General features: G+C 67.3%; 23 protein-coding genes. 11 read left to right on the forward strand and 12 right to left on the reverse strand.

The annotated features are described in order from the left end of the window. Positions 1–2 precede the first annotated feature (2 nt). Positions 3–1,478, reverse strand: a complete 1,476-nt coding sequence (gene hemG, locus ACWF5H_RS14395) for a protoporphyrinogen oxidase (RefSeq protein ID WP_452037644.1) — start codon at positions 1,476–1,478, stop codon at positions 3–5. A 2-nt stretch (positions 1,479–1,480) separates the two neighbouring features. Beyond that, positions 1,481–2,542 (reverse strand): uroporphyrinogen decarboxylase, encoded by a 1,062-nt coding sequence (gene hemE, locus ACWF5H_RS14400; protein ID WP_452037646.1) that lies wholly within the window; start codon positions 2,540–2,542, stop codon positions 1,481–1,483. Between the two features lie 192 nt (positions 2,543–2,734). Here hemE and ACWF5H_RS14405 point away from each other — a divergent pair, with 192 nt between their 5' ends. Further along, entirely contained in the window at positions 2,735–4,066 is a 1,332-nt protein-coding gene (locus ACWF5H_RS14405) for a glutamyl-tRNA reductase (RefSeq protein WP_452037648.1), read from the forward strand. Positions 4,067–4,114: 48 nt separating this feature from the next. Here the strand turns inward: ACWF5H_RS14405 and moeB are convergent, their stop codons facing one another. Continuing rightward, on the reverse strand, positions 4,115–5,299 hold the full coding sequence (gene moeB / locus ACWF5H_RS14410; protein WP_452037649.1) for a molybdopterin-synthase adenylyltransferase MoeB: 1,185 nt from the start codon (positions 5,297–5,299) through the stop codon (positions 4,115–4,117). Positions 5,300–5,413: 114 nt separating this feature from the next. Between moeB and ACWF5H_RS14415 the strand changes: the two genes are divergently transcribed. Genes ACWF5H_RS14415 through ACWF5H_RS14425 form a run of 3 tightly spaced genes read left to right on the forward strand, consistent with a single transcriptional unit; the run spans position 5,414 to position 6,622 of the window. Continuing rightward, a complete protein-coding gene (locus ACWF5H_RS14415; protein ID WP_364648178.1) occupies positions 5,414–6,034 on the forward strand; it encodes a TetR/AcrR family transcriptional regulator in 621 nt (206 codons plus the stop codon). 58 nt (positions 6,035–6,092) lie between these two features. Beyond that, on the forward strand, positions 6,093–6,317 hold the full coding sequence (locus tag ACWF5H_RS14420; protein WP_353915497.1) for a DUF3107 domain-containing protein: 225 nt from the start codon (positions 6,093–6,095) through the stop codon (positions 6,315–6,317). A gap of 5 nt (positions 6,318–6,322) precedes the next feature. Further along, a complete protein-coding gene (locus tag ACWF5H_RS14425; RefSeq protein ID WP_452037652.1) occupies positions 6,323–6,622 on the forward strand; it encodes a hypothetical protein in 300 nt (99 codons plus the stop codon). Positions 6,623–6,628: 6 nt separating this feature from the next. Here ACWF5H_RS14425 and ACWF5H_RS14430 read toward each other — a convergent pair whose 3' ends face one another. Then, the gene (locus ACWF5H_RS14430; protein WP_127511298.1) at positions 6,629–6,964 is read right to left on the reverse strand and encodes a 4a-hydroxytetrahydrobiopterin dehydratase; all 336 of its coding nucleotides are present in this window, start codon (positions 6,962–6,964) and stop codon (positions 6,629–6,631) included. Between the two features lie 127 nt (positions 6,965–7,091). Next, positions 7,092–7,787, reverse strand: a complete 696-nt coding sequence (locus tag ACWF5H_RS14435) for a ferritin-like fold-containing protein (protein ID WP_127511297.1) — start codon at positions 7,785–7,787, stop codon at positions 7,092–7,094. A gap of 51 nt (positions 7,788–7,838) precedes the next feature. On the opposite strand from ACWF5H_RS14435, the gene ACWF5H_RS14440 reads away from it, so the two are divergent. From ACWF5H_RS14440 to ACWF5H_RS14450, 3 genes are all read left to right on the forward strand, one after another. After that, on the forward strand, positions 7,839–9,410 hold the full coding sequence (locus tag ACWF5H_RS14440; protein ID WP_452037655.1) for an RNB domain-containing ribonuclease: 1,572 nt from the start codon (positions 7,839–7,841) through the stop codon (positions 9,408–9,410). Between the two features lie 328 nt (positions 9,411–9,738). Then, complete coding sequence (locus tag ACWF5H_RS14445) at positions 9,739–11,358, forward strand: DEAD/DEAH box helicase (RefSeq protein ID WP_452037783.1); 1,620 nt, start codon at positions 9,739–9,741, stop codon at positions 11,356–11,358. Further along, entirely contained in the window at positions 11,358–12,275 is a 918-nt protein-coding gene (locus ACWF5H_RS14450; protein ID WP_452037656.1) for a DNA-methyltransferase, read from the forward strand. Before ACWF5H_RS14445 ends, ACWF5H_RS14450 begins: the two co-directional genes overlap by 1 nt. Here ACWF5H_RS14450 and ACWF5H_RS14455 read toward each other — a convergent pair. The 3 genes from ACWF5H_RS14455 to ACWF5H_RS14465 all read right to left on the reverse strand — a co-directional run bounded on the left by ACWF5H_RS14455 (position 12,268) and on the right by ACWF5H_RS14465 (position 15,364). Further along, positions 12,268–12,399 carry a putative transporter small subunit gene (locus tag ACWF5H_RS14455; protein ID WP_240691681.1) on the reverse strand — a complete coding sequence of 44 codons (132 nt, stop codon included), beginning with the start codon at positions 12,397–12,399 and terminating at the stop codon, positions 12,268–12,270. The genes ACWF5H_RS14450 and ACWF5H_RS14455 overlap by 8 nt on opposite strands. 10 nt (positions 12,400–12,409) lie before the next feature. Next, the gene (locus ACWF5H_RS14460) at positions 12,410–14,107 is read right to left on the reverse strand and encodes a sodium:solute symporter family protein (protein WP_452037658.1); all 1,698 of its coding nucleotides are present in this window, start codon (positions 14,105–14,107) and stop codon (positions 12,410–12,412) included. 393 nt (positions 14,108–14,500) lie between these two features. Beyond that, positions 14,501–15,364: a PHP domain-containing protein gene (locus tag ACWF5H_RS14465; RefSeq protein ID WP_452037659.1), complete on the reverse strand. Its 864-nt coding sequence runs from the start codon at positions 15,362–15,364 to the stop codon at positions 14,501–14,503. Between the two features lie 74 nt (positions 15,365–15,438). On the opposite strand from ACWF5H_RS14465, the gene ACWF5H_RS14470 reads away from it, so the two are divergent. Then, positions 15,439–17,007 (forward strand): aminopeptidase P family protein, encoded by a 1,569-nt coding sequence (locus ACWF5H_RS14470; RefSeq protein ID WP_452037661.1) that lies wholly within the window; start codon positions 15,439–15,441, stop codon positions 17,005–17,007. A 102-nt stretch (positions 17,008–17,109) separates the two neighbouring features. Here the strand turns inward: ACWF5H_RS14470 and ACWF5H_RS14475 are convergent, their stop codons facing one another. Beyond that, positions 17,110–18,066 (reverse strand): general stress protein, encoded by a 957-nt coding sequence (locus ACWF5H_RS14475; protein ID WP_452037663.1) that lies wholly within the window; start codon positions 18,064–18,066, stop codon positions 17,110–17,112. 164 nt (positions 18,067–18,230) lie between these two features. On the opposite strand from ACWF5H_RS14475, the gene ACWF5H_RS14480 reads away from it, so the two are divergent. From ACWF5H_RS14480 to ACWF5H_RS14490, 3 genes are read left to right on the forward strand one after another with little or no spacing between them, the layout of a single operon-like run. Then, entirely contained in the window at positions 18,231–19,508 is a 1,278-nt protein-coding gene (locus tag ACWF5H_RS14480; protein ID WP_364648152.1) for a magnesium transporter MgtE N-terminal domain-containing protein, read from the forward strand. Beyond that, positions 19,501–20,103 (forward strand): DUF1003 domain-containing protein, encoded by a 603-nt coding sequence (locus ACWF5H_RS14485; RefSeq protein WP_364648149.1) that lies wholly within the window; start codon positions 19,501–19,503, stop codon positions 20,101–20,103. Before ACWF5H_RS14480 ends, ACWF5H_RS14485 begins: the two co-directional genes overlap by 8 nt. Positions 20,104–20,106: 3 nt before the next feature. Next, on the forward strand, positions 20,107–21,258 hold the full coding sequence (locus ACWF5H_RS14490; protein ID WP_452037664.1) for an Mrp/NBP35 family ATP-binding protein: 1,152 nt from the start codon (positions 20,107–20,109) through the stop codon (positions 21,256–21,258). Between the two features lie 40 nt (positions 21,259–21,298). Here the strand turns inward: ACWF5H_RS14490 and ACWF5H_RS14495 are convergent, their stop codons facing one another. The 3 genes from ACWF5H_RS14495 to sigE all read right to left on the reverse strand — a co-directional run bounded on the left by ACWF5H_RS14495 (position 21,299) and on the right by sigE (position 23,523). Further along, positions 21,299–21,721: a Sec-independent protein translocase family protein gene (locus tag ACWF5H_RS14495; RefSeq protein ID WP_364648145.1), complete on the reverse strand. Its 423-nt coding sequence runs from the start codon at positions 21,719–21,721 to the stop codon at positions 21,299–21,301. A gap of 99 nt (positions 21,722–21,820) precedes the next feature. After that, on the reverse strand, positions 21,821–22,909 hold the full coding sequence (locus ACWF5H_RS14500; RefSeq protein WP_452037665.1) for an anti-sigma factor family protein: 1,089 nt from the start codon (positions 22,907–22,909) through the stop codon (positions 21,821–21,823). 8 nt (positions 22,910–22,917) lie between these two features. Next, positions 22,918–23,523 (reverse strand): RNA polymerase sigma factor SigE, encoded by a 606-nt coding sequence (sigE, locus tag ACWF5H_RS14505; RefSeq protein WP_452037666.1) that lies wholly within the window; start codon positions 23,521–23,523, stop codon positions 22,918–22,920. Positions 23,524–23,560: the final 37 nt, after the last annotated feature.

Genomic DNA, 23,560 nt, shown 5'->3' on the forward strand with positions numbered 1-23,560 from the left:
GATCAGGCTGCGGGTTGCAGCCGGGCGGCCAACTCCCGCGCGCGGCGGCGTGCGTCGCCCACCACCGCCACCAAACCGGTGCCGGCCAGCCAGGCGCCGGTCGCGTCCACCCCGGTATGCGCGGCCAGTTCGCGGCGCACCGCGGCCACCCGGTCGCGGTGCCCCAGCGTTGCGGACGGCAGTGCACCGATCCAGCGCACCACCTTCCAACCCACCACGTCGTCGTCGCCGATGCCCACACCCATCAGGGTGCTGGCATCCGCCAGCGCCTGCCGGTAGAGCTCGTCGTCGTTCCAGCCGGTGAAGTCCTCGGCGCCCTGCTGCCCCACCGCGCGCCCAAAGGACAACCGCAGCACGTGGCTACCCGGACCGGCTTCGTCCGCCAGCCACGGCCACTTGGCGGTGGCATGGGTGAGCGCCTTCGCCTTGACGTTTTGCACCGAGGGCGCCACCAGCAGACCGGTGCCGCGCGGCATGGCATCCAGCTCCGGCAGGTCCACCACCAATGTCACCAGCGCCACCGAGGGTCCGGCTTCGGGTTCCAGACCGGCCAGGCCCGGCACCGTTCCGGCCAGCAGGCGGACAGCTGCACGCCCGTCGGCGGCCATCATCACCGCGTCCGCGGCGAAGGTGCCCGCCGCAGACTCCACCAGCCACCCGTCGTCGTGCTGGGTGAGGGCGGTGGCCGCCGCCCCGGCGTGCAGCGAAACGTGGCGTGACTTCAGGTCCGCCAGCAGCGCCTCGGTCAGCCGTCCCATTCCGCCGGCAATGCCTGCCACGTTGGATCCGGCCGGGGCCGCCTTGCGGATGGCACGCACCGCGGCAGTCAGCGAACCGTGCGAAGCCACCGAGGCACGCAGCCCCGGCATCACCGAATCCACTTCCAGAACATCCGGATCCGCCGAATACACTCCGCCGACCACCGGTGCCACCAGTTTCTGCAGCACGGCATCGCCCATCCGGGTCCGCACCAGCTCGCCCAGGCTGAGCTGTTCGCGGCGCAGCAACGATCCCAGCGGCATGACCTTGTCGCCGGAAGCGCGCAGCGCAGCCCGGCGGCCGATCGCCTGCACCACGTCCGGATCCGAGGGGTCCGCGGGGATGCCGAGCACGCCCGTTTTGGGCAGCCGCTGGGCGCCGTCGGGCAGGTGGATCCAGGCGCCGGCCGGGTTCGGCTGCACAAGCTCGGCGCCCAGCCCCAGCTCGGCGACAAGGTCGGACACCACGCTGGAGCGGGTGGCGAACGACTCGGCACCGGCGTCGAGCGTCAGCCCGCCGACTTCGTGCCGCGTGACGCAGCCGCCGAACCTGGGGCTGCGCTCAAGGACCGTCACCTCGACGCCGGCCAGGGCCAGTTCGCGCGCGGACACCAGGCCGGCTATTCCGCCACCGATGACGACGGCGGTGCTCGGCTTGGGTTTGCGCCCGCCGTGCCGTTCGTGGCGGCCGGGTGCGTGCTGCGGGTCGGGGTGCTGCATGATTACGGGGCCACCGAGTGGATCAGCTCGACCACGCGGGTCAGCACCGTCGGGTCGGTTTCCGGCGGCACGCCGTGGCCCAGGTTGACCACGTGGCCGGGGGCGGCGCTGCCTGAGGCCAGCACATCGCGGACATGGGCTTCGAGGACCTCCCACGGTGCCGACAGCAGCGCCGGGTCGATGTTGCCCTGCAGCGGCGTGCGGCCGCCCAGCCGTCGGTTTGCCTCGTCCAGCGGCAACCGGTAGTCAACGCCGATCACGTCGGCGCCGACATCGCGCATGGCGACCAGCAGTTCCGAGGTGCCGGTGCCGAAGTGGACCAGCGGGACACCCAGGCCGCGGACGTGGTCAAGGGCGCGGGTCGATGCCGGCGCCACCCGCCGCCGGTAGTCCGCCAGCGACAGCGAACCGGCCCAGGAATCGAACAGCTGCCCGGCGCTGGCTCCCGCTTCCAGCTGGGCGCGCAGGAACTTGCCGGACGCGTCGGCCGCCCAAGCGGCCAGCGCATTCCAGGTCTCCGGGTCCGAGTGCATCATGGTGCGGGGGCCCAGGTGGTCGCGGGACGGCCGGCCCTCCACCATGTACGCCGCAAGCGTAAACGGTGCGCCGGCGAAACCGATCAGCGGCTTCTTGCCCAGCTCGGCCACGGTCAGCCGGACCGCTTCACGGATCGGTTCCAGTGCCTCGTCCGTCAGCTCCGGCAACGCCGCGACGTCGGCGGCGGTGCGGACCGGGGCGCCCAGGACCGGCCCGACGCCGGGAACGATGTCCACGTCCACCCCGGCCAGCTTCAGCGGGATGACGATGTCGGAGAAGAAGATTCCGGCGTCCACGTCGTGGCGCCGCACCGGCTGCAGCGTGATCTCGGCGGCAAGCTCCGGCTTCAGGCAGGAATCGAGCATGGCGATGCCTTGGCGTGCTTCCCGGTATTCGGGCAGGGACCGCCCGGCCTGCCGCATGAACCAGACCGGACGGCGGCCGGGTTTGCCGCCGCGGTAGGCGGTGATCAGGTCGGAGTCGGCGGTACGCCCGTCCATCAAGGGATGGGAAGCATTCAGTGTCATGACATAGATTCTCATCCAGCGGCCGCACTTCTGGCCAACCCGGAGGAGCCGCACCCGGCCCATAATCCGGCTTCCCGCAGGCCGGAGTGGGCAATATCACCGTCGTTGGCACGGCAGTCTGCAGGTTAACGCAGGGTTAATGGGCGAAGCTTGAATGAGCTGAGGCTTCCTTCCCGCTAAGATAGAGGCGCTGTGGTCTTACTTTCACTCGTTGCAACCCATTCCAAGGTCGATCTGGAAACGGTGGCCCGCCTGAGCGCCGGCACCTCCCGGATCGATACAGACGTGCTCGCGGACGGCTCCCCGGTCGCCGGCGCCGTTGTCCTGGCCACCTGCAACCGGGTGGAAGTGTACTGCGAGGCCGAGAGCGAATCCGATCTGGAATCCGCCCGCGCCGCCCTGATCGAACAGATCAGCCGCAGCTCGGGTCTTGACGAATCGCTGGTGGCCGACTCCTTCGACCTGAATACCGGCGAGGACGTTGCCCGCCACTTGTTCGCCGTCGGGGCCGGCCTCGATTCGGCCGTTGTCGGCGAACGCGAGGTGGCCGGCCAGGTGCGCCGGGCGCTGATCGAAGCCCAAGAGAAGGGCACGGCCAGCGGCGGACTGGTCCGCTTGTTCCAGACCGCGTCCCGCACAGCCAAGGACGTCGGCACGCAGACCGCGCTCGGCGGCCGCGGGCTCTCGATCGTTTCCGTCGCCCTCGACTTGGCCACGGATCTGGCGGCAGACAAGGACTGGTCCGGCAAGAAGGTTGTGCTCTTCGGAACCGGCGCGTACGCCGGGGCCACCATGGCGCTGCTGCGTGAGCGCGGCTGCAGCCAGATCAGCGTCTACTCCTCGTCCGGACGCGCCGAAACCTTCACCGAGACCCGCGGCGGCGCGCCGTTGACGCATGCTGCGTTGGGCCCGGCCATCGCCGCCGCCGACGTGGTCATCGGCTGCAGCGGCGGCGACAACCAGGTCAGCGCCGACCGCGTGGCCCGCGTCCGCGCCGGCGTGGACAAGCCGCTGACCATCATTGACCTGGCGCTGAGCCACGACTTCGACCCTGCCGTAGGCGGCTTGGACGGCGTGGAACTGATCACGCTGGAATCCGTGCGCATGGCAGCTCCCGAGGAACAGGCGGAATCGGTCCAGCAGGCGGCGGAAATCGTCGCCACCGCGGCCCGCAGCTTCGAGGCCAGCCAGCAGGCACGCAGCGTGGACTCGGCCATCGTGGCGCTGCGCAAACACACCATGCAGGTGCTGGAAAGCGAGCTGGAAAAGGTCCGCTCCCAGCACGGCTGCACCGGCCCGGCCCAGGAAGTCGAATTCGCCATGCGCCGCATGGTCAAGCAACTGCTGCACCTGCCCACCGTGCGGGCGCGCGAGCTTGCCGCCAGCGGCGAGCAGGACCGCTACATTGCCGCGCTGGAAGCGCTCTACGGCATCACGGTGGAGGAACCGGCGCTGCCGGCAGCGGCGGATGCCGCCTCCTGTCCGGTGGCAGTGGTGCACGACGACGACGCAGCCACCGCCTGATTCGCTGCCCCCGGGCAGCGGTCTGGCCCCACATCCGCAGGCGCGGCCTCAGTACACCGGCTTGGCCGGCTCCACGTCCCTGACCCAGGCCAGGATTCCTCCGTCCAGGTGGGACACCCGGGTATAGCCCTGCGCCAGCAGGTTTTCCAGCACCTCGGATGAGCGGCCCCCCGATTTGCAGTGGAACACCAACTCCTGCTCCCGCGGCAGGTCGTCGAGTGCCTCGCCGGACAGGATCCGGCCCTTCGGGATGATCACCGCCCCGGGAATGTTGACCACCTCGTATTCACCGGGCTCCCGGACGTCAATCAGCTGGAAATCCCGCTTGCCCGCATCACGGTCGGCCAGCATGCGGGAGAGGGTACGCGCGTCCACGGCGTGGCCGCCGTCCACCTCACGCGCCGGAGCCACCCCGCAAAAGGCCTCGTAGTCGACCAACCGGGTGATCGGTTCGGCGTCCGGATCCTTACGCACCTTGAGTTCGCGCCAGCTCATCTGGAGGGCATTGAAGATCAGCACGCGTCCCAGCAGCGTCCGGCCGATCCCAGTGATCAGCTTGATCGCTTCGTTCACCATGACGGAGCCGATCTGCGCGCACAGCACGCCCAGCACGCCGCCCTCGGCGCACGACGGCACCGACCCGGGCGGCGGCGCCTCCGGGTAGAGATCGCGGTAGTTCGGACCGTAGGCGTCCCAGAAGACACTGACCTGTCCGTCGAATCTGAGGATGGATCCCCACACGTAGGGTTTGCCCAGCAGCGCGGCGGCATCGTTGACCAGATACCTGGTGGCAAAGTTGTCGGTCCCATCCAGGATCACGTCGTAACCGGCGAAGATTTCCAGCGCGTTGCCCGAGTCCAGCCGGACCTCGTGCAGCACTACGTCCACACCGGGGTTCAGCGCCAGAATGCTGTCCCTGGCCGAGGCCGCCTTGCTGCGCCCCAGATCGGCCACGCCGTGGATCACCTGGCGCTGCAGGTTGCTGACCTCCACGTCGTCGTCGTCCACAATTCCAATGCGGCCCACGCCCGCTGCCGCCAGATACAGCATGGCCGGCGAGCCCAGACCGCCGGCGCCGATCACCAGGACTTTGGCGTTTTTCAGCCGCAGCTGGCCAATCATGCCTACTTCCGGAATGATCAAATGCCGCGAGTAGCGTTCGGTCTCGTCCTTGCTGAGCGCCGCGGCCGGTTCCACCAGCGGCGGCAGCTGCCCGGTTTCCTGGGTGGTCATTGTTCCAATCTACGCCGCTGGACGGTTACTGGTGCGTAAACTGGTCGGGACTGACACCTACTGCATTGTGGCGCTGGTTTACCCACCGAGCGCCGGAAGAGGCCGTGTACCGCCGTGACTACAGAACCCCGCCCCGCTGCCCGGCCCACCCGACTGCCCCGGGAGGAACGGCGGCGCCAGTTGCTGCAGGCGGCGCACGAGGTGTTCGTGGCCAACGGTTACCACGCCGCGGCGATGGACGAGATCGCGGACGCCGCACACGTGAGCAAACCGGTGCTCTACCAGCACTTCCCGGGCAAACGGGAGCTGTACTTGGCGCTGCTGGATCACCATTTGGAATCGCTGAACGCCATGTTGATGGCCGCACTGAATTCGACCACGGACAACAAGCTGCGGGTGCACGCCACCATCCGGGCCTACTACCAGTTCATCGCGCAGGACAGTCAGGCACACCGACTGGTCTTCGAATCCGATCTGAACAACGATCCGGATGTCAGCTCCCGGCTGGAGGATTTCAACGCGAGGCTGGCCAGCGCCATCGCCGAAGTCATCGCCGAGGACACCAAGCTGTCCGAGGTGGAGGCCACACTGCTGGGCCGTGCCCTGGCCGGCATGGCGCAGATCAGTGCGCGGCATTGGCTGCGTGCCGGCGGCGATCTGGACCAAGATGCCGCCAGCGAACTGATCTACCGTTTAGCTTGGCGCGGAATTTCACGCTTCCCGAAGGAACCCTAGGATAGATTCGCCAGTAGGGAACCTACCCACACACAGCATTCAAGCAGGAGGCATCAGCGTGGAAGTGAAGATCGGCATGCAGAACGTCGGCCGTGAAATCGTGCTCGATTCGGCGCAGTCGCCGGACGAGGTGGCCGAGATTGCCAGCCGGGCCATGAACGGCGGCGCCGAACTGCGCCTGACCGATTCCAAGGGCCGCCTGGTCATCATCCCGTCCAACGTGCTGGCTTACATTGAAATCGGCGCCGAAGGCCCCCGCCCCGTCGGTTTCGGCGCACTCTAGGCGTCGTGGTCCCGCTGGTCCTGCTGCTGCTGGTGGCCGCCGCCGTCGGATTCACGGCGTGGGCTGTGGACTCCCGCCGGAACGCCTATGGCGTGCTGCTGCTGCCGGGCATAGCGGTGGCGGCGGCGGTGCTGCTCTGGTTCATCCTGATGGCCGCAGGGCTGGGATCGGAGCCCGGCGTGCACTACCTGTCATGGCTGCTGCCGATGGCGGTATCCATTCCCGCTGCGTGGGTTGGCGCCTGGTTGATTGGGCGCCGCCGCGTGCAGCGGGACACCGAGCGCCTGACCGCCCTGTTGGGCTGAGCCAGGCTACCCCGGGTAAGCGTCCGGGTCCGCGTCCGCGGAGAGCTTCCCCGCCAGCACGCTGACCGCTGCCGCCGCGGACACGTCGCGGGTGGTAACTTCGGCATCGGCGTCGTGCGAGGTGAACCGCAGGAAAACCTTGTTGTACCGCCAGTCCAAGTCCGGGTGGTGCTGTTGCTCCTCGGCCAGGTCGCCGACGGAGGCGATGAAATTCAGCGCCTCGCGCCCGTTGTCCAGCGTGAACACGCTGACCAGCGCCCCGCCCGCATAGCGCCACTGCGGCAGCCCGATGAGCTGCCGGTCAATCTCTTCGCTGCTCAGTACGTCCTTGGCACGTCCCACGATGTCCTCCCGGTCTGCTGCAGGGCCAGATCCGGCCGCCGGGCTCCGCGGCGAAAAGCCGGCGAGCGCACTCGAAGGCGGCCACCGTCAGCCTACCGGCGATCCCCCCAGCTTTAAAGGGTCCCGCTCAAGCCGTCAGGCCCAGATCGTTCATCCGCCGGGAGTGGTTCTGGGTGAGCTGGGCAAACAGCTCTCCGGTGGCCTGCGCCTGCCGGTCCGGGTCCTGTCCACGCATCAGCTCGCTCAGGACGGCCCGCTCAATCCCGATCCGCTGGGCCTGGGTCAGCGCTTCGCCCACCAGCCGGCGCCCCCACAACGCCAGTCGCGAGGACAGCCGCGGATCGTCGGCCAGCACCTGCTTGAGCCTGGCCGCGATCATGGAAATCTGTTCGGTGTTTTCCTTGATCCTGGCCACCAGCTTCTGCGTCTCACTGTCGAGCGCTCCGGCGATGTGCAGGTAGAAGTCGCCCAGCACGCCGTCGGTGACATAGGCCTTCATCAGGGATTCATACCAGTCGGCCGGCCGGGTCCGGTCATGGAACGCATCGATGGATGGCTGGAACGGAGCCATCGCCGTCTCCACGTCAACACCGAGTTGCTCAAGCTGGGCGGCCACCGCCTCGAAATGTTCAAACTCGGTCACGGCCAGCCGCCCCACCGCAGCGCGATCGTGCAACGTGGGCGAAAAACGTGCGTCGGAGGAAAACCGCTCGAAGGCGGACAATTCGCCATAGGCCATGACGCCGTACAGATCGATCAGGAACTGCCGGCGGCGGTCGGAGTCCTCTCCGGCCGCCGCGGGCACGGTGCTCTCGGTGCTCATGAATTCAAGGGTAGCGTCCCAATTCGACGCGGCTGACGTTAGGCTAACCCTGTGCCGTCCCCGCATTTGGTCAATGAGTCCCAGCACCTGCTGGCCCGGGTGCTGAACGACCTGCGGACAGAGTTCGACCTGCCGCAGGACTTCGACGCGGGCGCACTGGCCGAAGCGGAGGCCGCCGTTGCCGCCCATCGACTGCCGGAGACGGATCTGACGTCGCTGGAGTTCGTCACCATCGACCCGCCGTCCTCTACCGACTTGGACCAGGCGATGTACATCGAAACCCGCGACGGCGGCTATACGGTCTGGTATGCGATCGCCGACGTTCCATCCTTCGTGGCGGCCGGTGGGGAACTTGATGCCGAAACGCGGCGGCGGGGCCAGACCATTTACGCCCCGGACGGGCGGATCCCGCTGCATCCGGACGTCATCGGTGAAGAGGCCGGATCGTTGCTGGCGGACCAGGTGCGGTCGGCCTATGTGTGGCGCTTCGAGCTCGACGCCGGTGCCCGCGTCACCGCGGCCACGGTGGAGCGCGCACGAGTGCGTTCCCGGGCCAAGCTGAACTATGAGCAGGTGCAGCAGGACATCAATTCGGGCGACGCGGCCCCCACGCTGCTGCTGTTGAAGGAAGTGGGCCTCAAGCGCGTGCAACTGGAACGCGAACGAGGCGGCGCCAGCCTCAACGTTCCGGACCAGGAGATCGCCCACGACGGACGGCACTACTTTATTGTCACCAAGCCCCCGCTGCCGGTGGAGGATTGGAACGCGCAGATCTCGCTGATGACCGGGATGGCCGCGGCACGGATCATGTTGGAGGGCAGGATCGGCATCCTCCGCACGATGCCGGGCCCGGATGCCGAGGCCGAAGCCCAGTACCGCCGGCAGACCGAAGCCCTCGGCTTTCCGTGGCCCCAGGACGTGGCCTACGGTGACTACCTTCGCAGCCTTGACACCACCGATCCTCGGCAGCTGGCCCTGATGCATGCGGCCACCACGCTGTTCCGCGGCGCCGGCTACACGCCGTTCGACGGCGAATTGCCTGCCGAACAGCTCCAGGCAGCCATAGCCGCACCCTACGCACACACCACCGCTCCGTTGCGCCGGCTGGTGGACCGCTTTGTGCTGGTGATCTGCCATGCCCTGTGCGCCGGGGACCCGGTGCCGCAGTGGGCGCGGGACGCGCTGGACGAATTGCCCAAGCTGATGGCGGCCTCCGACCAGCTGGCGGGGCGGGTGGACCGCGCCGCGCTGGATGCGGTGGAAACGGCGCTGCTCAGCCACCGGGTGGGCGAAGAGTTCGACGCCGTGGTCATTACCGGCACCCGCAACCCGGGCAATGGAAACGGCAACGGCCATTCAAACGGCGGCGCCAACGGAAGCCCAGGCAACCGCAGCGGCAACGGAAACGGGAGAGTCCTGGTGGCGGGCCGGGGCAAAGGCAACGGAAACGGCAACGGGCAGGGCAACGGCGGCCAGGAGCCGTACGGCGTGGTGCAGCTGAGCGATCCGCCGGTCACCGCACGGTGCTCGGGGGTTTTGGAGGCTGGGGCCACCGTGCGCGTTCGGTTGTCCGTGGCGGACATTGAAGAACGGCGCCTTCGCTTCGAATTGGCCGAGGGATAGCGTCCCTTCGGTGCGCCGAAAGTCCCGGTTTGCCCAGCACCGGTAGACTTAATCGTGTAGTACTGGATGCCCGGTCGTTGATTGAGTGAATTGAATCCATCAACAGATCAGCCCCTACGCGATCTTTAACCTCCTTGGTTGCCATTTTGGCCGGCGAGGAAAGCAGTTGTTAGCCCGCGATCGGCTTCCACTGGTTGCGCCACGCTTCCGCTTTGTTCCGCTGCCGCCATCATCTGTGGCAGGACCGTTGAGCACCGGCGGCGTCGGCGCCTGAATGAACGGTATGTAATTGAACACTGACAACATCCAAGTGGGCGGCGAAACGCTCATCCACGCCGACAACAGCGCCGAAGAACTCGCCGTTGAGGCCTCGTTGGCCTCGGACGAACGCCCGCACGAGCTGCCCAAACAGACCTTCGCCGATTTCAATGTCCGGGCGGACATTGTGCGTTCGCTTTTCGACGCCGGCATCACCCACCCCTTCCCGATCCAGGCCATGACCCTGCCGGTGGCCCTGGGCGGCCACGACATCATCGGCCAGGCCAAGACCGGAACCGGCAAGACGCTGGGCTTCGGCATCCCGGCGCTGCAGCGGGTTGTGGGGCCGGATGACGACGGCTTCGACAAGCTTCCGGTGCCCGGTGCACCGCAGGCCCTGATCATCGTGCCGACGCGCGAACTGGCGGTTCAGGTCAGCAACGACCTCACCACAGCGTCCAAGCAGCGCAATGCGCGCGTCGCCGTCATCTACGGCGGCCGCGCCTACGAGCCGCAGATCGAGATGCTGCAGAAGGGCGTGGAGGTTGTGGTCGGCACCCCGGGCCGGCTGATCGACCTGCACCGGCAGAAGCATCTGAGCCTGAAGAACGTCCGCATTGTCGTGCTGGACGAGGCCGACGAAATGCTGGACCTGGGCTTCCTGCCGGACGTCGAGACCCTGTTGGCCGCGACGCCGGCCGTTCGCCAGACCATGCTCTTCTCCGCCACCATGCCGGGGCCGGTCATTGCCATGGCCCGGCGGTACATGACCCAGCCGACGCACATCCGTGCCGCCGACCCGGACGACGAAGGCATCACCAAGAAGGACATCCGCCAGGTTGTCTACCGTGCGCACAACCTGGACAAGTCCGAGGTCGTGGCCCGCATCCTGCAGGCCGAAGGCCGCGGCCGGACCATCATCTTCACCAAGACCAAGCGCACCGCCGCCAAGCTGTCCGAGGAACTGGTGGACCGCGGGTTCGCCGCCGGCGCCATCCACGGTGACCTTGGCCAGGGCGCCCGCGAACAGGCTCTGCGCGCCTTCCGCAACAACAAGGTGGACGTCTTGGTCGCCACCGATGTTGCCGCCCGCGGCATCGACGTGGAGGACGTCACGCACGTCATCAACTACCAGTGCCCCGAGGACGAGAAGACCTACCTGCACCGGGTGGGCCGCACCGGCCGCGCCGGCAACAAGGGCACCGCCGTCACGTTTGTGGACTGGGACGATGTGCCCCGCTGGGGCCTGATCAACAAGGCCTTGGGCCTGGACGTTCCGGAACCGCAGGAGACCTACTCCTCGTCGCCGCATCTGTACTCGGACCTGAACATCCCCGAGGGCACCAAGGGCAGGCTGCCGCGCAGCCAGCGCAAGCTCGCCGGTATCGACGCCGAAAAGCTCGAGGACCTCGGTGAGACCGGAAAGCGCCCGGCGCGGTCCGGCGGCCAGCGGCAGGACGGCGGACGCAGCGGGTCACGCCGCGCCGGCGCCCACCAGGGCGGCCCGCAGGGCCGGTCCGACTCGGGCAACCGCCGCCAGCGCCGCAGCGGCGAGGAAGCCCCGGCCGAGAGCCCGGCCGGCGCCTCCGCCGAGAAGCCGCGCCGGAAGCGCTCGCGTACCCGCCGCCGCAACGGCGAGGTCGTCAATGAGGCGGCCCAGCAGGGCACCGACGGCGCCAGCGGGGAATAGTGGCCGCCGCCCGGTGGACGCAGGACGGCAGCTCGCTGGTAGTTGAGGCGGACAACGCCGACTTCCTTCCCACGCTGCCCGACGGCGCTTTCACCATGATCTATCTGGACCCGCCCTTTAACACCGGGCGGGTCCAGCGCCGGCAGCAGACCTCGATGGTCCGCAGCGCCGACGGCGAAGGTGACCGGATCGGCTTCAAGGGAAGGTCCTACCAGACGGTCAAAGGCACGCTCGCCAGCTATGACGACGCCTTCGACGACTACTGGTCATTCCTGGAACCGCGGTTGTCCGAAGCCTGGCGGCTGCTGGCCGACGACGGCACGCTGTACCTGCACCTGGACTACCGCGAGGTGCACTATGCCAAGGTGCTGCTGGACATCTTGTTCGGCCGTGAGAGCTTCCTGAACGAGATCATTTGGGCTTACGACTACGGCGCCCGTGCGCGCAATCGCTGGCCGGCCAAGCACGACAACATCCTGGTCTACGTGAAGAACCCCAAGACTTACCACTTCGATAACACCGAAGTGGACCGCGAGCCCTACATGGCACCAGGCCTGGTGACGGCGGAGAAGGCCGCACGCGGCAAGCTGCCCACCGATGTCTGGTGGCACACCATCGTCTCCCCCACCGGCCGGGAGAAAACCGGGTACCCGACGCAGAAGCCGGAAGGCCTGCTGCGCCGGATGGTGGCCGCCAGCAGCCGGCCCGGCGACTGGGTCTTGGACTTCTTCGCCGGCTCAGGGACCCTCGGCGCGGTGGCAGCCCGGTTGGACCGGCGGTTCGTCTGCGTGGACCAGAACCCGCAGGCCATCGACGTCATGCGCAAGCGGCTGGGCAGCCATGCCACGGTCATCGATGCCGGCGAGGCAGCCGCCGTCGTTCGGGAAAAGTGGTTCCGCCGAGGGGCAGCTAGATGATGCTGCGGCCCTCGCGGCGCGACTCGGCCCATTCCTTGAAGAAGCCGCGGGAAATCACGTACAGGGTGCCGGCCACGATGACCGGCCAGATGAGGACGTAAACCGTCAGGAGCAGAGTCTCCATATAAGTCTCCTTACTTCAGGGCCGCGGTGTGGCCCGCAGCTTCAGTTTCGGTGCTGGAAGATGCCGGCTCGCTCGGGTCGAAGTCGCCGATCCGCGCCTTGATGGTGTCGAAGTCGAAGTTCATGGTGCTGCGAGCAGACATCAGGTAGCAGACCACGGTGCTGACCGCGTAGGCGACCAGCGAACCGCTGAGCACGGTGTACTCGTGCAGGTTGCCGAGCGCGAACGGGGCGGAGATGATGGCGCCGGCGACAGCAATGATCTTGGCCCACTTGAGGCCGAAGAAGCCGAAGGCCATCAGGCCCAGCACCACGCCGATGCCGATGACGGAAATGACGTCGATCGCGATGCCGACGGCACCGTTCATCGGCATCCAGCCGAAGCGCACCGGCAGGAAGACGGCCAGCGCCGCCAGCACGGACACGGTGAAGGCCTTGTTGGTGACCTTCTCCCAGTAGAAGCTGGCGATCACCGGGAAGACCAGCGCGCCCCACAGGGCTCCCACAAAGACCAACAGGTCCAGGATGCTCATCTGCCCGCTGGCGAAGTACAACGCGGCGGCAGTTGCCACGATCATGGTCACGCGGCCCACTAGGAGCATGGTCTTGGCGTTGGCCTTGGCCTTGCCCACGGTCTGGCCGTAAACGTCGGCCATCATGATCGACGACAGCGCGGAGAGGTCCGAATCGGCCGTCGAGGACAGCGCCCCGATGATCATGATCAGGAAAACGCCCAGCAGGATCGGATGCAGGTAGGTGGAAGCCATCTGCGGGATCAGGTTGTTCAGGTCGCCGCCGGCGGGAGCCAGGCCCAGATAGAGCGCCATCACGCCCAGCATGCCCACCCCGATCACGGTAGCCCCGTAGCCCACGGTGGCCGTGACGAACGTCTTCTTGATCAGGTCCTCGCGCACCGCGAAGAGCCGCTGCGCGATGGTCTGGTTGCCAATGGCATAGGCCAGGACCGCCGCGATGTACGGGGCGCCTTGGTTCAGGAAGGCCTCGCTGGAGAAGAAGTTGGACTGCTCAGGCGTCAGGTTCTGCGCCCCCGCTTCAAACATCCCCGGTCCCCCGGCCGCAAAGAACACCGCAGGAATGATCACGACGACGGCGCCCAGCATGGCGAGCACCTGGGCGAAGTCGGTCAGCACCGAGGCGCGGAAACCAGACCACAGGGTGTAAAGCAGCACGCCGGCTGCCACGGCGATGACGCCCTGGCCGAAGCTGAACGGGGAGAGCAGCGCCACCAGCGCGCCACCGGCGATGAAGTTGGAGGTCAGGCTGATCAAGCTGCCGACAATGTTGGAGCCGGCCAGCATCAGCTGGCTGGACCGGCCGTGCCGAACGTACATCACTTCCGCCAGTGTGTGTGCCTTCGGTGCCACCGCGCGGATCCGCCGGCCGAAGGGGTAGATGAACAGGATCATCAACGCGCCCCAGAGGCCGTAGTGGATCGGCCCGGAAATACCGTAGGTGTAGCCGGAAGTTGCCGAGGCATACATCGACGACGCCCAGATCCAGGTCGCCGTCATGCTGGCGGCCGAGATGCCGAAGCCCAGCTTGTTGCCGGCGGTCATGTAGCCGTCGGCGTTCTCCTTCTTCTTCCCGATGAGGGCAGACATCAGGAGTGTGCCGCCATAGAACAGCACGAGCAGCAGGATCACGGTCCAGCCGCTGAGTTGATAGAAATCCGCATTAGGCTGCGTCATTCCGTTCCTCTCGTTCATGGCCGGCCCACCGGATGCCAACCAGACCAAGTGCGCGCCGAGCAGTCAGGCTCGATTGCCGTGTGGTCCGGCCAAAGTGCATCGGACCAAGGAATCCGGTGGAGGATTCGAAGCGCGCAGTCCCGCCCGGAACTGACCCGGACCCCAAAACCAGCCGCTTGTGCGGCATAAAAATGACGGCGCATCGCATCCGCGCCGTCCTCTACACAGGCGGTTGCTGGTCGTCAGCCAACCGCGGGACATGGACGCCAGCGTCAGGCGATTTCCGGATCCAAGACATCGGAAACCTGGCCTGAGCCAGCGTCAAGTGCAGGATGACTGTAACATTTTTCGGCGTCCGGGCTGGAAGAAGGTGACAACAAACTCGTAACCAACTCAGCGGGCGAGGCGTCCCGGAAGGTATGCCTTAGTGCCGCTGCCCATCGACAGGATGCGGTCCAGCATGGTCTCATCGGTGGTGTTTTCGCCCAGCCGGTTGGGCTTGCCGGCACCGTGGTAATCACTGGATCCGGTGATCAGCAGCTCATGCCGGGCGGCGATCCGGCGCAGCTTCTGCCGGCCCGCTTCCGGGTTGTCCCGGTGGTCGATCTCCACGCCGGCCAGTCCTGCGTCAATCATCTCCGCAAAGACCACATCGCCGACAATCCGGCCGCGGCTGCTGGCCACCGGATGCGCAAAGACCGGCACTCCTCCAGCCTCCCGAACCAAAGCGACGGCGGTGGCGGGATCCGGGGCGTAGTGCGGCACGTAATAGCGCGAATGCGCGGTCAGGATCTGCGCGAACGCCTCGCTGCGGTCGGACACGACGCCGGCGGCCACCAACGCGTCGGCGATGTGCGGCCTGCCGATCGTGGTGCCGTGGCCGAAATGGTTGGCGACCTCGGACCACGTGATCGGAAAGTCTTCGGCGAGCAGCTCCACCATCCGTTCGGCGCGGGTCATGCGGGCTTCACGCGCCTTGCCGATTTCAGCGAGCAGGCCGGGATGGGTTGGATCATGCAAGTAGGACAAGACGTGCACGCTGATGCCGTCCACCGTCCGGCAGGTGACTTCCATGCCCGGCACAAAGCCAATGCCTGCCGCGATCGCGGCGCTTTGTGCCGCTTCCCAGCCGGCGGTGCTGTCGTGGTCCGTCAGCGCGACCACGTCGAGCCCGGCGGCCGCAGCGGCCCACATCACGTCGGCCGGCGGCTCAGTGCCGTCGGAAACAGTGGAATGCGCGTGCAGGTCGATCATCACAGGACCAATTTACGCCAGGACCTCCACGGACGGCGGATGTTGGCAGCATCTTGGGCCGGTGAGACGATGGACCGGTGAGTACTAACCAGACCGAAAACGCCTCGCAGCCGCCTGCCGGAGAGCAGCCGCTGGAAGACCGCGTCAACAACCGCTCCCAGCGCCCCGAATCCGATGCCTTCAAGGAATTCATGGGCAGCCACTGGGCTCCGGCCGACTCGTCCGCCGCTGAGCCGTCGGCCGTGGCGCCCTACGCAGCGCGTCGCCGCCGGGCCCTGTCCGACCAGTTCCAAGGCGAGCGCCTCGTCATTCCGGCCGGCCCTCTGAAGGTCCGTTCCAACGACACCGACTACCGCTTCCGCCCGCACTCGGGCTTCGCGCACCTCACCGGCCTGGGCCTGGACCATGAACCCGACGCGGTGCTGGTCATGGAGCCCACCGAGGCAGGAACGGGCGACGACGGCGGCCATCACCGGGCCACACTGTACTTCCGCCCGATGTCCGGCCGCGATTCCGCCGAGTTCTACGCAAACGCCCGCTACGGCGAGTTTTGGATCGGGCCCCGGCCCACCTTGGAAGAGCTGAACCGGCGGCTGGGGCTGCCCACCGCTGATCTGGGAGAGCTGGAAGTTGCGATCACCAAAGATGCCGGAGTGGTCCATGTGGGCGGCATGCGCATCCGCTTGCTGCGCGAAGTCGACCTGAACGTAGACGCCCTGGTGGACACCTCCCGGATCAATACCGGAGTGGATCTGGAAGAGTCCGACCAACTCGACGGCACACTCGCCGAAGCTCTGTCCGAGCTGCGCCTGCTCAAGGACGAGTGGGAAGTCGAGGAGATGAAGAAGGCAGTGGCGGCCACGGTCAATGGCTTCCACGAGGTGGTCAAGGTGCTCCCGCGTGCGCTGACGCATGAACGCGGCGAACGCGTGGTGGAGGGCGCCTTTTTCGCCAGGGCTCGCGAAGAAGGCAACGATCTGGGCTATGACACCATCGCCGCCAGCGGAAACAACGCGACCATCCTGCATTGGATCCGCAATAACGGACAGGTGAAGTCCGGCGACCTGCTGCTGCTCGATGCCGGCGTGGAGGCCGACTCGCTCTACACCGCCGATGTGACGCGCACGCTGCCGGTCAACGGCACCTTCACCGACATCCAGCGCAAGGTCTACCAGGCGGTCCTCGACGCTGCCGACGCCGGTTTCGCCGCCGCCCAGCCGGGCGTGAAGTTCCGTGACATCCACACCGCCGCGGTCACCGTGCTCGCCGAGCGGCTGGATGAATGGGGCCTGCTGCCCGTCCCGCTGGAGGAGGCCCTCTCCCCAGAAGGCCAGCACCACCGGCGCTGGATGCCGCACGGCACCAGCCACCATCTGGGCCTCGACGTCCACGACTGTGCCCAGGCGAAGCGTGACCTGTACCTGGACGGTGTGCTCACGCCGGGCATGGTGTTCACGATCGAGCCCGGGCTGTACTTCAAGAACGAAGACCTGGCGGTGCCGGCCGAATACCGGGGCATCGGCGTCCGGATCGAGGATGACATCCTGATGACCGCAGACGGTCCGGTCAGCCTGTCGGCGGCCCTGCCGCGCAAGCCCGAGGACGTAGAATCCTGGATGGCCGGTATCTACGGCACATCTGAGTAAACGGGACGGCCGGCAGCGGCCTAACCCAGACAACGCGCAAGGGGTCCGCCGTTCGCCACGGCGGACCCCTTGCGCGTTTCGGTGCTGTTGCGCTTTGGGAAGCTACGTACCGGAGCGGCCGTTACCGTCGGAGGAACCGTCGTTCCGTTCCGGACCTTCCGCGCTGCCGTCGGCCTGGGGCGCGCCGGCCACTTGGCTGCTTGCCTCGGACTCAGCCGGGCCCGCCTGCTGTGTCGGCTCCGTCTGCTGTCCAGATCCGGTCTGCTGATGCGTCGGGGAGGCTTGGGGTTCGGGAGTCACGCGAATTCCATACTGCGGGCGGCCGTCCGGCAGGTCCGGGTAGCGTCCGCGCACCGGCTGGCCGGGTCCGGGCTGCGTTTCTTGCCCGCCCGGCCCGGGCTGGGGCTGCTGGACCGGGGCATTGCCCTGATACGGGTCGTCGCCCCATTGGGCGGGCCGCTCCGGCGGCTGCGGCTGCTGGCCAAAGGGCGGCTGCTGGCCATAACCGGCCGGAGGTTGCTGGCCAAAGGGCGCCGGCGCCTGGTTGACCGGCGCTCCCGCATGGGCGGTCCCGGCCATCGGCAACTGCGCGGCCAGGCGGCGTGCTTCCTGCGCCACCTCAGTGGAAACAACCACGTCGTAGCTGGTGGCGATCACCTGATTGGTGGAGGTGAAGTCCCGCTTGCCGCGCTGCAGTGCGTAGGAAATGATGCCGAACAGCATCCAGAAGGCCGCACCCATGGCCATCGACGAGATCAGCAGCACGTAGGTTTCGCCGCCGCCGAACAGCATCAGCAGCAGCCCGACGAACAGGCCGAACCAGGCGCCGGTTGCGGCCCCGGAGAGGGCCACGCGGGGGTAGCTGAGCCTGCCGGTGACGCGTTCGACGGTCTTGAGGTCATTGCCGACGATGGTCACGTGCTGGACGGGAAACTCCTGGTCCGCCAGGTAGTCCACCACTTTTTGGGCATCCAGGTAGGACCGGTAGTTACCGATCAGCTCGCCCTGTGGAAGAGCACGGTTGAGGTCCCGGGAATCTGTGCGGCCAAGCATCGACATACCCTCATTGTCCCTGATATACCCGGCAGATGGTCTGCGTATCGCTTCAGGTGAACGCGATACCCGGTTTTGGCCTCGGTTATAGCGGCGGAGGCGACCCGCAGTCCGACACCCAGTTGCCTGCCGGATCCCGGATTTCGGGGCCCAGCACGTAGCCTAAAGGGGTGAGCACAAAAACCAACCGCGTCTTCGTCGCCCGGCTCCTGGGCCTGGATGTCTTCGACCCGCTTGGCGACCGTCTGGGCCGGCTGCGCGACGCCGTCGTCCTGGACTACGGCCCGGCCAAGCCGCCGCTGGTCGTCGGTCTGGTCGTGGAAGTCCCGGGCAAGAAGCGGGTGTTCGTCCCGATGACCCGGGTCACCTCCATCAACGCCGGGCAGATCATCTGCACCGGGCTGGTCAACCTGCGCCGGTTCGAACAGCGCGGCGCCGAGACCCTGGTGGTCGCCGAAATGTTCGACCGTCGGGTCACGCTCGCCGACGGCAGCGGCGATGCCACCATTCTGGACATCGGCATGGAGCAGTCCCGCGACGGCGACTGGTATGTGTCCCAGCTCTTCGTCCGGCGCGGGTATTCGAGCTCGCCCTTGCGCAGCCTGCGCCGCAACGAAACGCTGATCGTTGACTGGCAGGAGGCATTCCAAGGCGCCCGCCACGAACCGCAGGCCGCCGCCACCTTCGTGGCCAGCCATGAGGACCTCAAGCCCGCCGACTTCGCCGAGGCGCTGCACGAAATGACGCAGAAGCGCCGGCTGGAAGTCGCCAGCGAACTGCAGGACGACCGGCTGGCGGATGTCCTGCAGGAGTTGCCGGATGACGACCAGGTGCAGATCCTGACGTCGCTGGATGCGGAGCGCGCCGCCGTCGTGCTGGAAGAAATGGACCCGGACGATGCCGCGGACCTGCTCGCCGAGCTGCCCGAGGAGCAGAAGGAAGAGCTGCTGCAGCTGATGGAGCCGGAGGAAGCAAAGGATGTCCGGCGGCTGCTGGAGTACGAGGAAAACACGGCCGGTTCCATGATGACGCCGGTGCCGGTGATCCTGCCGCCGGAAGCCACGGTGGCCGAAGCCTTGGCCCACGTGCGCCGCGAAGAACTCACGCCGGCGCTGGCATCGGCCATTTTTGTCTGCCGCCCGCCGCTGGAGACACCCACCGGAAAGTACCTGGGCGTGGTCCATATCCAGCAACTGCTGCGCTATCCCCCGCCGGAGGCGCTGGGCAACATTGTGGACTCGGATTTGGAACCCGTGCTGGACCAGACCGACGTCAGCGACGTGGCCCGCACCCTGGCCACCTACAACCTGAACGCACTGGCTGTGGTCAACAGGGCCGGCCGGCTGGTTGGCGCCGTGACCGTTGACGATGTGCTTGACCATCTGCTGCCCGACGATTGGCGGGCACAGGACGACTCCCCCGTGATTGGAGGCGGACGCGTTGGCTGAAAAGACTGACCGCAAAATCAAAGTCGCCGGACTCGACACCCCGCGCGAGACGCGTACCCGCCTGCTGACCCGGCTGCGGCCCAACCCGGATGCCTTCGGCCATGCCACCGAGAACTTCGCCCGCTTCATGGGCACCCCGCAGTTCCTGATGTGGATGTCCGTCTTCTGTGTCCTCTGGCTCGCTTGGAACACCTTCGGTCCCGACTCACTGAAGTTCGACAGCGCGGCGCTGGGTTTCACCGCGCTGACCCTGATGCTCTCGCTGCAGGCCTCCTATGCTGCTCCCCTGCTGCTGCTGGCGCAGAACCGGCAGGACGACCGCGATAAAGTCTCGCTGCAGCAGGACCGCCAGCGCGCCGAACGCAATCTGGCCGACACCGAGTATCTGACCCGCGAGCTGGCCGCGCTGCGGATCGCCATCCGCGAAGTGGCCACCCGTGACTTTGTCCGCAGCGAGCTCCGCTCGGTGTTGGAGGAACTGCTGGAGGACGAGTCCGGGGACGAACAACGCCGCCGCGGCCGGCGCAGGCCCTCCGACGCCACCGCCGCTCTGCCCAGGCTGCCGCAGACCCAGAACGGCGCCCAGGAGTACTGATTCATGGCTGATCCATACACGTCCCTGCTACCGGACCCGGCGGCCGTGAGGCGCGCGCTGGGAACGGTGATTGACCCGGAGCTTCGCCGGCCCATCGCGGAACTGGGCATGCTCAAAGACGTCCGGATTGACGACGCCGGACTGGTCACCGTGGGTGTGCTGCTCACCATCGCCGGCTGCCCGCTGCGCGGCACCATTACCGCCGACGTCGAACAGGCGCTGGCAGCCGTTCCTGGAGTATCCGGGGTGCAGGTGGAGCTGGACGTGATGACGCCGCAGCAGCGGGCCGAGCTGAAGGAACAGCTGCGCGGCTCCGAACGCGGCAACCCGTTCGCCGATCCTTCCTCGCTCACCCGCGTCTACGCCGTGGCCAGCGGCAAGGGCGGCGTGGGCAAATCCAGCGTGACCGTCAACCTCGCCTGCGCCATGGCCGCCCAGGGTCTCCGGGTGGGCATCGTCGACGCCGACGTTTACGGGTTCTCCGTTCCCGGGCTGCTGGGCATCACGCAGGCCCCGACCCAGGTGGACGAGATGATCCTGCCGCCAGTGGCGTTCGGGGTGAAGGTTATTTCCATCGGCATGTTCGTCGCGGATAACAAGCCGGTCGCCTGGCGCGGACCGATGCTGCACCGGGCCTTGGAGCAGTTCCTGACCGACGTCTACTTCGGCGACCTGGATGTGCTGTTCCTGGACCTGCCGCCGGGCACCGGGGACGTGGCCATCTCGGTGGCCCAGCTGCTGCCGGCGTCGCAAATCCTGGTGGTGACCACCCCGCAGACCGCCGCAGCCGAGGTGGCCGAGCGCGCCGGCGCCATTGCCGCACAGACCGGGCAGCAGGTGGCGGGAGTGATCGAGAACATGTCCTGGCTGCTCCTGCCGGACGGATCGAAGATGGAGGTCTTCGGCTCGGGCGGCGGCAGCGCGGTCGCCGAGCGGCTCTCCACGGTGCTGGAGGCGCCGGTACCGTTATTGGGAAGCATCCCGCTGGAACCGGCGCTGCGTGCCGGCGGCGATGCAGGACGACCGATCGTCCTGGACCGGGACGCCGAACCCGACGCGGGAGCCGCCGCGGACGAGCTGCGGAGGATAGCCGCGGAATTGGCTGCGCGCCCGCGCGGGCTGGCCGGACGCCCGCTGGGCGTCACGCCCCGCTGAGGGCCCCTGCCGAACGACGGCGGGTGCTGCGCTGCCTAGCTCAGGTCGCCTCGGAATCGAACGGGGCGGGCTCGCCCGCAGCCAGCTGTACTGCCGGCTTGGATGCCGGACGTCCCGGCGCCCGTGAGCCGGTGGACACTGCGGTGCCGGCCGCCGCTGCTGCCGCCGCGGCCACTGCGGGTGCCGCCGGCGCCGGACGCGGCGCATCGTCGTCGTCCAACAAGGCTTCCTTGATGATCCGGCGGGGGTCGTATTGCCGCGGATCCAGCTTCCGCCAGTCCATATCCACAATGTCGTCGCCGACTTCTTCGCGCAGCTGTTCCTTGGCGCCGGCGGCCATCGTTTTCAGTTGCTTGACGAACCGGGCCAGCTGGGCGGCATATTCGGGCAACCGCTCAGGACCGAGGATCACCACGGCAAGGATTGCCAGGATGATCAGTTCTGAGCCGTTGATTCCAAACACGATTGAAGATTACCCGTTCGTTGTGCCGGTCAGCCACTTTGGCGCTGTATTCCGGCCCTGAGTGTGGTCCTGTGACTTTCCGCCCGTCCCGGCTGCGGGTCAATCCGAAGATGGCGGGCTGACCATCATCCCCAGCCCGCGGATGATGCGGCTGAGCGGGTCGTCAGACGGGGCCGGAGGCGGCAGCTCCAGACTCGAGTTCTCCATCAGGACCACCTGGCTGACGGTATCCGGCATCTCCGCCATCGGAAGGTCGGACCGTAAGGTATAGGTCACATCCTCGGAGTCGAGGACCACCGTCCACTCGTCGCCGCCGCGCACCCAGACTGCGCGATCCAGTCCGGCGACTTCCTGGAAGCCATCCATGGTCACGGGATGACCCGTCGCGGCGTTCAGCGGCGGCGTGGGGTGTGCGGATTCCGCTCCCGCCCCGCTGGCGCCGGTCCGCCGCTGTTCGGTGATGACAACCCGGTGGTTGTCATCGCTCAGGTCGAGCCTGACGGCCGGTTGGCCGCCCACGAGCAGCTGTTCGGCGCTTTGCAAGCGGTAGCCAAGTCCCAGCAACAGCGGGCAGGTCCAACCGCTGCGGCGCAGTGCATCCAGGCCCGAACTGTCCAAGGCGACCGGCCGCACCACGGCCGCATTCGCGGAGACCTGCGCCCAGGTTAACCCGGAGCCCGAACCCGAGGTTGCGGTCTGTGCCTCGCCGCCCAGGACGTAGGCTGCGGACAACGCCACGGCGGCGCAGCCAGCCATGACACCGCCGACAACCACCACCACACGCGCGGACCGTTTGCCTGCCGGAGCCGGGTCGTCCGCCGGGGATCCGGCGTCGGCTTGCCCGACTTCGGCATCGGGAACGGCCGAATCGGGCCGGTCCGCTGGCGCGCCGGACCACTCGATCAACGATCCGGTGTCGGCTGGTTTGTTCCCCCGGGCCCCCGTGCCGGTGGGTTTGACCTCAGCCGTCGCGCCATCGGACTGGCTGCAGCGCATAATGCGGGCGGTCAGGTCCTCGCCAGGGGGCGGCACGTCCAGGGAACGCAGCCGCTCCTGGATGTAGCGGTACTCGTCCACGCTGCGGCGGCAGCGCTTGCAGCGTTTTAGATGGCGTTCGAGGGCAGGCCGGCGATCATCCGAAAGTTCACCGTCCAAGTACTCCGCCAGCTCTTTGTCCGGGTGGAGCATTGCAGCGATCAGCGGGCTCCGACGATCCGGGGCAGTTTCAGGCGCGGACGCTTGCCGCCCGGATCCCGGTGCGCGAGCTTTTCACGGAGCATGGTCCTGCCGCGGTGGATGCGCGAGCGGACAGTTCCCAGCTTGACGTCCAAGGCTGCGGAGACCTCCTCGTAGGACAACCCTTCCAGGTCGCAGAGCACAACTGCGGCGCGGAAGTCCGGCGGCAGCTCCTCCAATGCGGCCTGGACATCGATGTCCAGGTTGTTGAATTCGAAGCTGCGCTCGGGCCCCGGGTCCTTGCCGGGCAGCCGGGCCTCGGCGTCCTCACTGAGTCCGTCGAAGCGGATCCTGCTCTTACGCCGGGCCTGGTCCAGAAAGAGGTTGGTGGTGATCCGGTGGAGCCAGCCGTCGAGTGTGCCGGGCTTGAAATTATCCAGCGACCGGAAGACCCGGACAAACACTTCCTGGGTAAGGTCTTCGGCGTCGTAACGGTTTCCCGTCAGCCGGAACGCCAGCCGGTAAACCTTTGCCGAGTGGTTGCGGACCACTTCTTCCCAGGTCGGGGCAACCCACTGTTCCTGGCTGGCCGCTGCGTCCTGCGCGGCGCCCTGAAGCTTCGTCATCGTAGTGCCCCTTCCACGGCTCGCCACCGTCCCTCAA

Source organism: Arthrobacter sp. NPDC055138 (genome assembly GCF_053607305.1).